Raw genomic sequence first — 12,966 nt, forward strand, 5'->3', positions numbered from 1 at the left:
GGTGCCAGGTCTTGCGCAGCCCTGGCCTCCGGTGCAGCTTGCCGTTTGCGGGCACAAAGGGCAACAGGATTGACCCGCCCCTGCATTCGCGCGGCAGCGACACGCGAAAACGCCAGATCGCGTAAGCTGCGGGCGACTCGCAAGCGGGCCTTTCGTGTGCCTGCAATCCCCCGAAATTCTCAAAAGGTGCCTGATGTTGCGGTGGCCGTGGTGCGAAGGAGCGAACACTTGTCGGGCGGCCGGGTCCGCGGGTCTGATGGCCCTGGCCTTGGCGGCCCTGCCTGGCGCAGCGGCGGCGCAAGCCGGCTGTTCGCGCGAGCTGGTGGTGCCCGTGGCGCCGATTGGTCTCAGCGTCACGGTGACGGGCGAGGAGGTCGCGGGCGTTTACCCCGAGGTCTTGCGCAGCAGCCTGGCTCGTGAGGGCTGCCCGCTGAAGTTCTCGGTGGTGCCTCGGGCGCGGCAGGAGCTGATGTTCGAGACCGGCCGCGCCGATTTGCTGGTGCCCGCCACACGCACGCCCAAGCGCGATGAATCGGGCGTGTTCGTGCCCATGGTCAGCAGCCGGGCCATGGTGATCTCCATGATGCATGCGGAGCGCGCGCCGCTGCGCAACCTGGCCGATTTGCAGGCGCGCCGCGAGATCCGCGTGGTGCTGGTGCGGGGCTTTGATTACGGCGAGTCGTACCAGGCGCTGATCAAGGAGCTGGACCAGCAGGGGCGCCTGTTGCTGGCGGTGGATGCCGTGTCGGTGGCCCGCATGTTGGGCAATGGCATGGCCGAGGCTACGGTGATGGCACCCAGCATCCTGGTCGGTGCCATGCTGGGCGATGCCCGTGTGCGGCCTTTGCTGGAGCAGCTGCGCTACGAGCCGATGGACGAACTGCCCTGGGGTGAGAGCGGTGTCTACGTCTCCAAGACCGCCTTGTCCGAAGCAGACCGGCAGAGCCTGCTGGCGCTGCTGGAGCGCGCGGCCAAGTCGGGTCAGATCTGGCGCGAATTCGTCAAACACTACCCGCCGGGCAGCTTGACCGGCAGCGTGCGTCCGCGCTGAGCGGCTCGCACGCGGCGGCTGGTCAGCCGATGCGACCCAGCAGAAGGTACTCCATGAGTGCCAGCCCTTGCGGACAAGGGCTGGCCTTCGTCAGGCGTCAGACAGGCCGTGGGGCCTGTCTTCGGCCCTGACTCAGCCTTCTGCACGTGCATTCTGTTTGGGTGTGCACCCGCCGCTGACGCGGCTTCACTTGGCGGGCGCCAAGTGAGTGCACCCCGAATCGCATGCTGCCTTGACGGGCAGGGTTCACATCGGCTGGTCAGCCGATGCGACCTAGCAGTAGGTACTCCATGAGTGCCTTCTGCACATGCATGCGATTCTGGTCTTTGCCGCGCCTGGCGGCGCTTCACTTTGCGTCGCAAAGTGAGCCAAGCCCAAACAGAATGCACCCTGGCGGGCGCGTCTCGGCTGTCAGCCGATCCGCCCGAGCAAAAGGTACTCCATGAGTGCCTTTTGCACGTGCATTCTGTTTTCAGCCTCGTCCCAGACGACGGATTGGGGGCCGTCGATCACCTCGGCGGTCACCTCTTCGCCGCGGTGGGCGGGCAGGCAGTGCATGAAAAGGGCGTCGGGCTTGGCCACGCCCATCATCTCGGCATCGACGCACCAGTCGGCAAAGGCTTCGCGGCGCTTGTCGTTCTCGGCCTCATAGCCCATGCTGGTCCAGACATCGGTGGTCACGAGGTCGGCGCCGCGGCAGGCATCGAGCGGGTTCTTGAAGACCTTGTAGCAGTCGGTGTTCTGGATGCCTGCCACCTGCGCGTCCACCTCGTAGCCGCTGGGCGTGCTGACATGGACGGTGAAGCCCAGGATCTCGGCCGCCTGCAGCCAGGTGTTGGCCATGTTGTTGCCATCACCCACCCAGGCCACGACCCGGCCTTTGAGGCAGTCGGCATCGACGATGCCGCGCTGGTTCATGCCGCGGTTCTCGATGAAGGTGAACAGATCGGCCAGAATCTGGCAGGGGTGGTACTCGTTGGTCAGGCCGTTGATCACGGGCACGCGCGAGTGCGCCGCAAAGCGCTCGATCTTGGTCTGCTCGAAGGTGCGGATCATCACCAGGTCCACCATGCGGCTGATCACGCGGGCACTGTCCTCGATGGGCTCGGCGCGGCCCAGCTGGCTGTCGCCTGTGGTCAGGTGCACCACCGAGCCGCCCATCTGGTACATGCCGGCCTCGAAGCTGACGCGGGTGCGCGTGCTGGCCTTCTCGAAGATCATGGCCAGCGAGCGGTCGGCCAGGGGCTGGTAGCGCTCGTAGTTCTTGAAGCGGCGCTTGATGATGGCGGCGCGCTCGAACAGATAAGCGTACTCCTCAGCGCGGAAATCCTTGAACTGCAGGTAGTGGCGCATCAGTGCGTTGCCGGGCTTCATGCTTGCGGCTCCGACAGGAAGGTCTTGATCAAGGGCACCAGGATGGCGGCGATCTGGGCGGCTTCCTCGCGGCTCAGGATCAGGGCCGGCACCAGGCGCACCACGCGCTCGGCGGTGACGCTGATCATCAGGCCGGCATCGGCCGCGCGCTGCAGCAGGGCGCCGCAGGGGCGATCCAGGGCCACGCCCAGCATCAGGCCCTGGCCACGCACTTCCACCACGCCAGGCACGCCGTCCAGGCCCGCTTTCAGCGCTGCCTTGAGTTCGCTGCCAACCAAGGCGGCGTGCGCCAGCAGGCCGTCTTCTTCCATGATCTTCAGCGTCTCGACACCGGCACGCATGGCCAGCGGGTTGCCGCCGAAGGTGGTGCCGTGGTTGCCCGGCTGCATGATCTTGGCGGCGCGCGGGCCGCAGACCACGGCGCCGATGGGCACGCCCGAACCCAGGCCCTTGGCCAGAGGCATGACATCGGGCCGGATGCCGGCCCACTGGTGCGCGAACCACTTGCCGGTGCGGCCGATGCCGCACTGCACCTCGTCCAGCATCAGCAGCAGATCGCGCTGGTCGCAGATGCGGCGCAGGCCTTGCAGGAACTCGATGCGCGCTTCGTTGATGCCGCCTTCGCCCTGAATCGTTTCCAGGAAGACGGCGGTGATGTTGGGGTGGGCGTCCAGCGCGGCTTCGACCGCGGCCAGATTGTTCAGAGGCACGCGCACGAAACCGGGCACCAGCGGGCCGAAGCCGGCATGGATCTTGGGGTTGGCCGTGGCCGAAAGCGTGGCGATCGACCGCCCGTGGAAGGCGCCTTCAAACACCAGCACTTCCGGGTTGTGGTTGCCCCGGTCGTTGCCGAACTTGCGGGCGATCTTCAGCGCCGCTTCATTGGCCTCCAGGCCGCTGTTGCAGAAGAAGGCCACGTCCAGGCCGGACAGCTCGCACAGCTTGGCGGCCAGCTGCTCCTGCAGCGGCACGTGGTAGTAGTTGCTGCTGTGCATCAGCGTGGCCACCTGCTCCTGCAGGGCCGGCACCAGGCGCGGATGCGCATGGCCCAGGGTGTTGACGGCAATGCCGCCCAGCCCGTCCAGGTATCGTCGGCCGTTCACGTCCCAGACCCAGCAGCCTTCGCCACGCGCCAGGGCGATGGGCAGACGGCCATAGGTTTGCATCACGTGAGGTTCGGACGGCACAACAGCAGACGGGACAACGGGGGCGTTCATCAACTCTCCATGGGTTGGGGCATGCAAAAAAAGAAGACGTTTCGGCGGCCCGAAACGTCGGCGGATTCTAAAGGCCTGGTCTTTCTTCACGGCCTGACACCGGCCTGACGCGTGCGAATGTCCGGTCTTCCTGGACTGCCTGTGCTGCGGCGCAACACATCCAGGGCACAATAGCGCCTGTCGTAAAACCGTCTATTTTCGCGGCCGCGGGGTTGGCACCCAGCCCGGCGTCGAAGTCGCCCACCCATGAGCCAGTCCCCCAAATCGCGCGAAGTTTTCATCCAGGGCCTCACCCTGGAGGGCCGGACCTTCCGGCCCAGCGACTGGGCCGAGCGTCTGGCGGGCGCCATGTCCTGCTTCCGCCCGGGTGGCGCGCGCGGCGGGATTGGCGCCTACATCGGCTATTCGCCGCTGTGCGTGCCGCGGGTGATCAACGGCGTCAAATGCGTGATCGTCAACGAAGAATTGCGTCGCCTGGAGCCCATGGCCTGGGACTTCGTCATGAACTTCGCGCGTGACAACAATCTGCAGGTCGCCGAGGCCTGTTTGCTGCCCGAGGCTGGCTCTGCGGCCGCTTCGTCGCCCGCGCCCAAATCCACGGACTGAAGCGATGCGAGGTCGGGTGCCTGGGCGGGGTGGTTGCCGCTTCGGGCGTGGCTTCAGCGGCCGCGGCGTGCCCTCAGCAAGGCCAGCATTTCGATCCCGCCACCGAGCAGGCAGAGCAGCCAGCTGAGCTGTTGACGCAGGCGCTGGCCCAGGCTGGGCGTGTAGGTGTCGGCGCAGGTGTCGGTGTGTGGGGTTTGGGCCTGGATGTCCATGAGGAGGAGGCTAAACCGGCATTGTGAAGAATTGGTGACGGCTGACCTGAGCCCTTCGGCTGGTCAGATGCACCCTGGCTGCAGCAAGGTCTGGAGTCCGCCGCATTCAGCAGCTATGCTTGCCGCCTTCCGCGCGCCTGCGCGGGCGTCCAAACGTCTGGTCTCAGCGGATTCCGTCCGGTGCCTGGTTTTCACTCCTCTTCAGCGCAGCGCAGCCTGTCTTTGCCCGCACCGGCGCTGCCCGAGCTGGCGGAGCTGGAGCATTTGCTGCAGCAGGGTGGGGCGCTTTTGCAGCGTCATCACCTGGGTGATGTGGTGTTGCCGGGCGGCAGTCTGCCGGTGCTGGCCCTGACCTTGGGTAACCCCGATCCTGCGGTGCCTGCGGTCGGGTTTTTCGGCGGGGTTCACGGACTCGAGCGCATCGGCGCCGAGGTTGTGATGGCATTTTTGGCCAGCCTGATCTCGCGCCTGAAATGGGACAGCAGCCTGCATCGCATGCTCGAGTCTTTGCGTGTGGTGTTTCTGCCCCTGGTCAATCCGGGCGGCATCTGGCGTGGCACCCGGGCCAATCCTCAGGGCGTGGATTTGATGCGCAATGCCCCCGTGGATGCCGGTGCCGGCGCCTCGCCCTGGGTGGGTGGTCAGCGCCTCAGCGCCAAACTGCCGTGGTACCGCGGTATCGAGGCCGGGCCGATGGAGGCTGAAAGCCAGGCCTTGTGTGGTCTGGTGGAGCGTGAACTGCTCAGCCACGGGCAATCGCTGGCGGTCGATTGCCATTCGGGTTTTGGCCTGGTCGACCGGATCTGGTTTCCTTACGCCCATTCAGCGCGGCCGATCCCTCACCTGGCCGAGATGCACGCGCTGAGTCAGATCCTCGATCAGACCCACGCGCAACACCGTTATGTTTTTGAGCCGCAGAGCCGCCAGTACCTCACGCATGGCGACCTGTGGGACCATCTCTACCTGCAGGCCTGCAGCCGCCCGGCCTGCCTGCACCTGCCATTGACCCTGGAGATGGGTTCATGGCTGTGGATCAGGAAGAATCCTCGGCAATTGTTTTCCCGTCACGGCATGTTCAACCCCTTGGTCAGTCATCGTCAGCAGCGTGTGCTGCGCCGCCATATCGCATGGCTGGATTTCATTCTTCGGGCGGCGGCCGGCATGCCGCGCTGGTTGCCTTCGGGGCCGCAGCGGCTCTGGCATGAAGAGCAGGCCTTGAATCGCTGGTACCGGCGGGGAGCACGTGCATGAGCGGGGTGAAATCGTCGGCATTGGCGGACACCGTGCCCCAGGCTTTGCTGCCCTCAGAGCCCGCAGTTTCTGATGAGGCTGCGACCTGGGTGTTGTTGCGTGGCCTGTCCCGCGAGTCCGGGCATTGGGGGGAGTTCCCGCAGCAGCTCTTGCGCAAGATCCGTGAACAGCAGCCGGGCGCGCAGCTGATCATGTTGGATCTGCCGGGCAATGGCATGCTGCACCGCCAGTCCAGCCCGAGCGAGGTGCCGGCCATGGTGGAGGCTTGTCGTGCGCAGCTGGCGCGCTTTGGTGTGCAGGGTCCTGTCCATGTGCTGGCCATGTCGCTGGGTGCCATGGTGGCCAGCGACTGGATCGCCCGCCACCCCAGCGAGGTCTGCGCCGGAGTCTTGATCAACACCAGCTTGCGTCCTTTCAGCCCTTTTTACCGCCGCTTGCGGCCGCTGAACTACATGACCTTGCTGATGCTGAGCCTCAGCCGCCTGGGCTATCGCCAGCGCGAGGCCAAGGTGCTGCGCATGACCACGCGATTGCTCAAGCAGCCCGAGGCGGTGTTGGATCACTGGGTGGCCTTGCAACGCGAGCGGCCGGTGGGTGTGCGCAACACCGTGCGCCAGTTGCTGGCGGCCGCGCGCTATGAAGCCAGCCGGCGCCGCCCGGCGGCGCCCATCCTGCTCTTGTGCAGCAAGGCCGATCGCCTGGTCGACTGGCGCTGCTCACAGGCCATCAGCCGGGCCTGGGGTGCGCCTTTGCGCCTGCATGAGCATGCCGGGCATGATCTGCCGCTGGATGATGGCCCCTGGGTCGCGCAGGCCGTGGGTGACTGGCTCAAGATGCGTCGCATGCAGGGCCTGGATCACGGCGAGTGGCATTGATGGCGGAGGCGCGATGCGGCGCAGGCTGAGCGCTGCGCAGCAGGGTGCTTGCGACTTTGACGCGGTCCAGACGCAAAAAAGCCCGCTTGCGCGGGCTTTTCGACTTTGCACCAGAACTGGTTGTTAGGCGGCCAGCGCCTTGATCTTTGCCGACAGACGGCTCTTGTGACGAGCAGCCTTGTTCTTGTGGAAGATGCCCTTGTCAGCGACCGAGTCGATCACCGATTGAGCGGTCTTGAACAGTTCGGCGGCCTTGGGCTTGTCGCCAGCGATCACGGCCTTTTGCACGTTCTTGATGACCGTGCGGAAATGGGAGCGCAGAGCCGTGTTGGCTGCGTTGAGCTTGATGTCCTGGCGAGCGCGCTTGAGGCCCGATGCCGTACGGACAGTCTTCTTGACTTTGGAAGAGGATGCCATGCTGTAAATCTACCCAGTTGGTGCAAAGACCGCGAGTATAGCACTGAAATAACAGTGAAACAAAGGCCCATGCGGCGTTGGCCGCTCGAAAGCGACGAGGGCGCACATCATAATGCGTCGCCCGGCTCGCCATCAAGCGCGCCGTGGCCTGCTTTCGGTGTGACCTGTGCGACTTGCTTGCGGCTTGGTTTCGCGCAGCTGAAGCGGAGGGCGAGGGCGGTAGTTCTCGCGCATGCCGCTGCGCCGCCGGCTTGGTTTGCCTCGGCCCCTGTTCTTTCTTTTTGTTTGAGCCCGCTGCGCACGGCGCAGCGGCCGTCTTGCTCTTGATTGAGTCTGTGTCGACCATGAATTTATTGCGCGCTGCGTCCCTGATTTCCATCTTCACCCTGGTGTCGCGCATCACCGGGCTCATGCGCGAGCAGATGGTGGCGGCCATGTTCGGTGCGGGCGTGCTGTCGGATGCATTCCTGGTGGCCTTTCGCATTCCGAATATGTTGCGCCGCCTGTTTGCGGAAGGTGCTTTCTCGCAGGCCTTTGTGCCGGTGCTGGCGGCCACGCGCGCCAAGCATGGTGACGAGGCGACCCGTGATTTGATCGATGCGGTGGCCTCGGTGCTGGCCTGGGCTCTGGCGGCCACCTGTGTGATCGGCGTGCTGGCGGCGCCGGTGCTGGTCTGGATGCTGGGCTCTGGCATGCCTGACAAGGGACAGGATGCGGCCGTGGTGATGACGCGCTGGATGTTCCCCTACATCGGCTGCATGTCCATGGTGGCCTTGGCGGCCGGCATTCTCAACACCTGGAAGCGTTTCATGGTGCCGGCGGTGACGCCGGTGATTCTCAACCTCTGTGTGCTGGCTTTTGGTTGGTGGATGACACCGGTGGTGGCGGATTGGGGTTGCCCGCCGATTTATTCGATGGCCGTCGGGGTGATGGTCGGTGGCGTCCTGCAATTGCTGATTCAATTCCCGGCGCTGAGCCGCATTGGCGTGCGCCCGCGCATTGCGTTTCGTCCCTCGGGCCTGCGTCGCGCCAGCACCCACCCCGGCGTGGGCACGATCTTGCGTCAGATGGGGCCGGCCCTGCTGGGCGTGGGTGTGGCCCAGCTGTCCTTGTTGATCAACACGCAAATTTCCAGCCACATCGCCGAAGGCGCCACCTCCTGGCTGAACTACGCCGACCGCCTGATGGAATTCCCCATGGCTTTGCTGGGCGTGGCCCTGGGTTCGGTGCTCACGCCTCAGCTTTCGGCCGCGCAGGCCAAGGACGATGGTCAGCAGTATTCCGATCTGTTGGATTGGGGCTTGCGCCTGGTGCTGCTTTTCGGTCTGCCGTGCGCCGTGGCGCTGCTGGTGTTTGCCGAGCCGCTGGTGGCGGTGCTCTACCACCGCAAGGCGTTTCTGGCGGTCGATGTCGTGAACACCGGCCATGCGGTCATGGGTTGGGGCGTGGGTTTGATGGGCTTGCTGGCCATCAAGGTGCTGGCGCCGGGCTTTTATGCCAAGCAGGACACGCGCACGCCGGTGCGCATCGCCATCGGCGTGCTGGCTTTGACGCAGCTGTTCAATCTGATCTTTGTGCCCCTGGTGGGCGTGGCGGGGCTGGCCTTGTCGATTGGCCTGGGCGCCATGGTCAATGCTTTCTGGTTGCTGCGTGGCCTGCGGCGGCAGGGCAGCTACCGTCCGGTGGCGGGCTGGTGGCTGTTTGCGCTCAAGGTGGCGCTGGCCAGCGCAGCCATGGGCGTGCTGCAGTGGCAGCTGGCGCAGCGCCTGGACTGGATCGCCCTGGGCAAGACCGAGGGTCTGCGGGCGCTCTGGATGGCGGGCAGCCTGGGCGCGTCGGCCTTGCTGTACTTCTTGCTGCTCACGGTCATGGGCTTGCGTCTGCGACAGTTCATGCGCCGCGCCTAAACTGAGGCCATGAGCCATTCCCTGCGCCTGGAGGCGCCCACGCCGATCGAGTACTTTGCCGCGCTGGTGGCCGAGGATGCGGGCCTGAACCTGCTGGAGGCGGCCGCCTCGCTGGCGCAGGATGAGCACCCGGATCTGGATGTGCAGGCCGTCTTGTCCGAGGTGGATGCGCTGGGCTTGCGTCTGCGCCAGCGCCTGCCGGCCGATGCCTCGGCTCAGAGCAAGTTGCGCAGCCTGTGCCGCTACTTCTACGAAGAGCTGGGCTTTGCCGGCAACGTCAACAACTACTACGAGCGCGACAACAGCTTCATCCATCAGGTGCTGGCCACGCGGCGCGGCATCCCCATCAGCCTGGCCGTGGTTTTTCTGGAGCTGGCCACACAGCTGGGGCTGCGTGCGCAGGGCCTGGCCTTTCCCGGGCATTTCCTGGTGCGCATCAGCATGGGCAATGGCGAGCTCATCCTGGACCCGTTCACCGGCCAATCGCTGTCGCGCAGCCGGCTGGATGAAATGCTGCAGGCTTTTCGCGGCAGCACCGGCCTGCAGGGTGAGGTGGATCTGCCGGTGGACTTGTTCCTGCAGCCCACGCCACCGCGCGACATCCTGGCCCGCATGCTGCGCAATTTGAAAGAGATTCACCGTGCCGCCCAGGACTGGACCCGCTTGCTGGCGGTGCAGCAGCGCCTGGTGATCCTGCTGCCGCATTCGGCTCTGGAGCGACGGGATCGTGGCCTGGTGCTGGAGTCACTCGGCCATTGGCCGGCGGCGGCGGCGGACCTGGAGGCCTACCTGGCCCAGGAGCCCAAGGCGCTCGACGGCCCCGTGTTGCAGGAGCGGCTGGCGCGTCTGCGCGAGCGAGGCGGCCCGGCGCTGCATTGAGGGCTGGCGATGAATTTCATGCCGGCGCACGCCTTTAGAATCGGGGCCGCCGTGAGCGAGCTGTTGGCTTGGGCTGACAGATTTTTGGCTTGCAGGGCACAGGCGTTTGCTGCCAGCTCGCATGGGGTGTGCATGAGGTATGAGGTGAACGTGGTCTTGGAGATGAACCGGTTTTGAAGCAGATCCCGCTTGCCATCGGCCCCGCGCCGATGTTCACCTTTGACAATTTCCTGCCCGGTGCCAACAGCGCGGCGTTGGCCCATCTGCAGTCGCTGCGCACCGGTTCGGTGGCGCCGCCGCCGGTCTTCCTCTGGGGTGTGCCCGGCTGCGGCAAGACCCATGTCCTGCGTGCCCTGGCCCACGCCTGGCAAGAGGCGGGCGCCCAGGTCGGCTGGTACGACGCCGACACGCCGCTGCCCTGGGAGCTGCCCAGCCAGCCCAGCCTTTTGCTGATGGACGATTGCGAGCGCTTCGATGCGGGCCAGCAGCATGCCGCTTTTGCCCTGTTTGTCGAGGCGGCCACCCATGGCCTGGCCGTGGTGGCCAGCGGCAGCGCGCCGCCGGTCGATCTGGATTTGCGCGAGGACCTGCGCACCCGCCTCGGCTGGGGGCCCACCTTTGCCTTGCAGCCGCTGAGCGAGCAGGAGATGCGCGCCGCCCTGCGCCGCGAGGCCGACCGGCGCGGCATTTTGCTGGCCGATGAGGTGATCGATTATTTGTTGACCCGCTTTGCCCGTGATCTCAAGCACCTGATGCGCTTGCTCGATCGTCTCGATGAATTTGCCCTGGCCGCCAAGCGCGCGGTCACGGTGCCCCTGTTGCGCCAGATGCTGGCCGATGAAGGAATGGCCGGATGAATGCGCCTGCCCCGCAAGCCCTGACCCTGTTTGATCTCGACGGTACCCTGATCCCGAACGATTCTGACCATGCCTTCGGCAGCTTCATGGTCCAGATCGGTTGGGCCGATGGCGCCGAATGGCAGGCGCGCAACGACGAGTTCTATGCCCAGTACCAGGCCGGCTGCCTGGATCTGAATGCCTACATCGAGTTCGCCACCTCGGTCTGGCGGCGCCGCCCAGCGGCTGAGGCCCTGGCTGCGCGTGAGCGCTTCATGGCCGAGGTGATGGCGCCCTTGATCGGTGACAATGCGCGGGCGCTGGTGCAGCGGCATGCCGACGCTGGTGACTTGCTGGCCATCGTCACCGCCACCAACGAGTTCGTCACGGCGCCGATTGCTGCGGCTTTTGGCGTGCCCCACCTGATCGCCGTGCGCCTGGAGCGCGACGGGCAGGGCCAGTGCACCGGGCGGATCGACGGCGTGCCGTCCTTCCAGGCCGGCAAGATCGAGCGCGTCCAGCAATGGCTGGCGGGCTTGGGACGACAATGGCAGGACTTCGAGCGCGTGAACTTCTACAGCGACTCGATCAACGATTTGCCGCTTCTGGAGCTGGTCAGCCACCCGGTGGCCACCAACCCGACGCCGGCCCTGGCGGACATCGCGTCCACCCGCGGCTGGCCCCAACTGAATCTGTTCGCATGATCAAAAAATTCATAGACAAGCTGCTGGGCAAGCCCTCCGCGGGCAAGGCCGCCAAGGCACCCAAGGAAGCGAAGACCGGCCATGGCTCGCTCGGCAAGCGGGTCGAGGTGGGCGTTGAGGATCACGGCATCGACCCCAGCCTGCTTGACGAACGCGCGGTGCGCGTGGTCGAGACCCTGGCCAATGCGGGCTTCGAGGCCTATATCGTCGGCGGCGCGGTGCGCGACCTGCTGCTGGGCATGCGGCCCAAGGATTTCGATGTGGCGACCAATGCCACGCCCGAGCAGGTCAAGGGCTTGTTCCGCCGTGCCTTCATCATCGGCCGGCGCTTTCGCATCGTCCATGTGGTTTACGGTCGGGGTCGTGAACATGAGGTGATCGAGGTGTCGACCTTCCGCGCCTTGCTGGGCCAGGAATCGGCCGAGCAGGTCAGCGGCAACGAGAAGACCTCCAAGGCCGAACTGGCTGGCAAGAGCCATGTGGTGGACGCCGAAGGCCGCGTGCTGCGTGACAACGTCTGGGGTCCGCAGATCGAGGATGCTGCCCGCCGCGACTTCACCGTCAACGCCCTCTACTACGACCCGCAGCGTCAGCTGGTGGTTGATTACCACGGCGGCCTGGCCGATGCAAAGCAGCGCGTGCTGCGCATGATTGGCGACCCGGAAGCCCGCTATCGTGAAGACCCGGTGCGCATCATCCGTGCCGTGCGTTTTGCCGCCAAGCTGGGCTTCGAGCTCGAACCCAAGACCCGTGCGCCCATCCAGGCCAGCGCGGCTTTGCTCAGCAATGTGCCGATTTCGCGCATGTTCGACGAGATGATCAAGCTGCTGCAGACTGGCCACTCCCTGGCCAGCCTGGAGTCGCTGCGCAAGCTGGGCCTGGCACGCGGGGTGTTCCCGGTGCTGGATGCCATGCTGACCGAATCGGGCGAGCTGCCGGCCGGCATGCGCGGCGATTTTGTGCGCATGGCTTTTGAGGATACCGACCTGCGCGTGCGCGAAGGCCGTGGTGTCTCGCCCAGCTTCATGCTGGCCTGCATGTTGTGGTTCGAGGTGCTGGAACGCTGGAATCGCCTGCGCGAAGCCGGCGAACCGGTCGTGCCGGCCTTGCAGCAGGCCATCGACACGGTCTTCGACGCCCGCATCGGCGATATTTCCGGCCGCGGCAAGCTGGCCACCGATATGCGCGAGATCTGGATGATGCAGCCGCGCTTCGAGCGCCGCAGCGGCAGCGGGGTCTACACCTTGATCGAACAGCCGCGCTACCGCGCCGGCTTTGACTTCCTGCGCCTGCGTGCCGATGCCGGCGAGATCGAGCCGGCCCTGGCCGATTGGTGGGAAGACTTTGCCCTGGGCAGCGACGACGAGCGCGAAGCCTTGCTGGAAGACGTGCGCGAGCTGGAGAAGCAGCAGCGCCGCGCCGCCAAGACCCATCAGCTGCCGCGCAAGGAGGGCATAGGCCCGGTGGGCGCGCCCGATGATGTGGCCGAGGCCTTGTCCGAAGGCAAGGCGCCGGCCAAAAAGCGACGTCGCCGCCGCAAGCCGGCCTCGCAGCGCGGAGGCGCTGAGGGCGGAGCGACGGCATCGGGCGGCGAGGGCGGTGAGGGTGGCTCGGGCGGTGAGGCCTGAGTCCTTGGC

At 65.8% G+C, this 12,966-nt stretch carries 13 protein-coding genes; 9 read left to right on the plus strand and 4 right to left on the minus strand.

Annotation, left to right across the window (positions count from 1 at the left end; genetic code table 11):
- The first annotated feature begins 256 nt into the window (after positions 1–256).
- On the plus strand, positions 257–1,051 hold the full coding sequence (locus C1O66_RS21465; protein WP_102770051.1) for a substrate-binding periplasmic protein: 795 nt from the start codon (positions 257–259) through the stop codon (positions 1,049–1,051).
- A 411-nt stretch (positions 1,052–1,462) separates the two neighbouring features.
- On the opposite strand, the gene argF is transcribed toward C1O66_RS21465, so the two are convergent.
- Both argF and C1O66_RS21475 read right to left on the minus strand, forming a co-directional pair.
- Complete coding sequence (argF, locus tag C1O66_RS21470) at positions 1,463–2,425, minus strand: ornithine carbamoyltransferase (protein ID WP_102770052.1); 963 nt, start codon at positions 2,423–2,425, stop codon at positions 1,463–1,465.
- The gene (locus tag C1O66_RS21475; protein WP_165794729.1) at positions 2,422–3,642 is read right to left on the minus strand and encodes an aspartate aminotransferase family protein; all 1,221 of its coding nucleotides are present in this window, start codon (positions 3,640–3,642) and stop codon (positions 2,422–2,424) included. The genes argF and C1O66_RS21475 overlap by 4 nt, the downstream gene beginning before the upstream one ends.
- Positions 3,643–3,888: 246 nt before the next feature.
- Here C1O66_RS21475 and C1O66_RS21480 point away from each other — a divergent pair, with 246 nt between their 5' ends.
- Complete coding sequence (locus tag C1O66_RS21480; protein WP_102770054.1) at positions 3,889–4,248, plus strand: DUF3579 domain-containing protein; 360 nt, start codon at positions 3,889–3,891, stop codon at positions 4,246–4,248.
- 53 nt (positions 4,249–4,301) lie between these two features.
- Here the strand turns inward: C1O66_RS21480 and C1O66_RS24005 are convergent, their stop codons facing one another.
- The gene (locus C1O66_RS24005; protein WP_165794730.1) at positions 4,302–4,460 is read right to left on the minus strand and encodes a hypothetical protein; all 159 of its coding nucleotides are present in this window, start codon (positions 4,458–4,460) and stop codon (positions 4,302–4,304) included.
- 180 nt (positions 4,461–4,640) lie between these two features.
- On the opposite strand from C1O66_RS24005, the gene C1O66_RS21485 reads away from it, so the two are divergent.
- Positions 4,641–5,711 carry a M14 family zinc carboxypeptidase gene (locus tag C1O66_RS21485; protein ID WP_243392915.1) on the plus strand — a complete coding sequence of 357 codons (1,071 nt, stop codon included), beginning with the start codon at positions 4,641–4,643 and terminating at the stop codon, positions 5,709–5,711.
- A complete protein-coding gene (locus C1O66_RS21490; protein ID WP_102770056.1) occupies positions 5,708–6,586 on the plus strand; it encodes an alpha/beta fold hydrolase in 879 nt (292 codons plus the stop codon). Before C1O66_RS21485 ends, C1O66_RS21490 begins: the two co-directional genes overlap by 4 nt.
- A 123-nt stretch (positions 6,587–6,709) precedes the next feature.
- Here C1O66_RS21490 and rpsT read toward each other — a convergent pair whose 3' ends face one another.
- On the minus strand, positions 6,710–7,003 hold the full coding sequence (rpsT, locus tag C1O66_RS21495) for a 30S ribosomal protein S20 (protein WP_102770057.1): 294 nt from the start codon (positions 7,001–7,003) through the stop codon (positions 6,710–6,712).
- A gap of 344 nt (positions 7,004–7,347) precedes the next feature.
- On the opposite strand from rpsT, the gene murJ reads away from it, so the two are divergent.
- The 5 genes from murJ (at position 7,348) to pcnB (ending at position 12,957) form a co-directional block, all read left to right on the plus strand.
- Positions 7,348–8,910 (plus strand): murein biosynthesis integral membrane protein MurJ, encoded by a 1,563-nt coding sequence (gene murJ, locus C1O66_RS21500; protein WP_102770058.1) that lies wholly within the window; start codon positions 7,348–7,350, stop codon positions 8,908–8,910.
- Between the two features lie 9 nt (positions 8,911–8,919).
- Positions 8,920–9,789: a SirB1 family protein gene (locus C1O66_RS21505; RefSeq protein WP_102770059.1), complete on the plus strand. Its 870-nt coding sequence runs from the start codon at positions 8,920–8,922 to the stop codon at positions 9,787–9,789.
- Between the two features lie 173 nt (positions 9,790–9,962).
- Positions 9,963–10,646 (plus strand): DnaA regulatory inactivator Hda, encoded by a 684-nt coding sequence (hda, locus tag C1O66_RS21510; protein ID WP_102770060.1) that lies wholly within the window; start codon positions 9,963–9,965, stop codon positions 10,644–10,646.
- Positions 10,643–11,329 (plus strand): histidinol-phosphatase, encoded by a 687-nt coding sequence (locus C1O66_RS21515; protein ID WP_102770061.1) that lies wholly within the window; start codon positions 10,643–10,645, stop codon positions 11,327–11,329. Before hda ends, C1O66_RS21515 begins: the two co-directional genes overlap by 4 nt.
- A complete protein-coding gene (pcnB, locus tag C1O66_RS21520) occupies positions 11,326–12,957 on the plus strand; it encodes a polynucleotide adenylyltransferase PcnB (protein ID WP_102770062.1) in 1,632 nt (543 codons plus the stop codon). Before C1O66_RS21515 ends, pcnB begins: the two co-directional genes overlap by 4 nt.
- Positions 12,958–12,966 lie beyond the last annotated feature (9 nt).

The sequence above is a fragment of the Paucibacter aquatile genome (assembly GCF_002885975.1).
Taxonomy (GTDB): domain Bacteria; phylum Pseudomonadota; class Gammaproteobacteria; order Burkholderiales; family Burkholderiaceae_C; genus Paucibacter_A; species Paucibacter_A aquatilis.

Coding starts and splice junctions, on each gene's coding strand:
- C1O66_RS21465 (WP_102770051.1), top strand. CDS start 257: ATGGCCCTGGCCTTGGCGGCCCTGCCTGGCGCAGCGGCGGCGCAAGCC.
- argF (WP_102770052.1), bottom strand. CDS start 2,425: ATGAAGCCCGGCAACGCACTGATGCGCCACTACCTGCAGTTCAAGGAT.
- C1O66_RS21475 (WP_165794729.1), bottom strand. CDS start 3,642: ATGAACGCCCCCGTTGTCCCGTCTGCTGTTGTGCCGTCCGAACCTCAC.
- C1O66_RS21480 (WP_102770054.1), top strand. CDS start 3,889: ATGAGCCAGTCCCCCAAATCGCGCGAAGTTTTCATCCAGGGCCTCACC.
- C1O66_RS24005 (WP_165794730.1), bottom strand. CDS start 4,460: ATGGACATCCAGGCCCAAACCCCACACACCGACACCTGCGCCGACACC.
- C1O66_RS21490 (WP_102770056.1), top strand. CDS start 5,708: ATGAGCGGGGTGAAATCGTCGGCATTGGCGGACACCGTGCCCCAGGCT.
- rpsT (WP_102770057.1), bottom strand. CDS start 7,003: ATGGCATCCTCTTCCAAAGTCAAGAAGACTGTCCGTACGGCATCGGGC.
- murJ (WP_102770058.1), top strand. CDS start 7,348: ATGAATTTATTGCGCGCTGCGTCCCTGATTTCCATCTTCACCCTGGTG.
- C1O66_RS21505 (WP_102770059.1), top strand. CDS start 8,920: ATGAGCCATTCCCTGCGCCTGGAGGCGCCCACGCCGATCGAGTACTTT.
- C1O66_RS21515 (WP_102770061.1), top strand. CDS start 10,643: ATGAATGCGCCTGCCCCGCAAGCCCTGACCCTGTTTGATCTCGACGGT.
- pcnB (WP_102770062.1), top strand. CDS start 11,326: ATGATCAAAAAATTCATAGACAAGCTGCTGGGCAAGCCCTCCGCGGGC.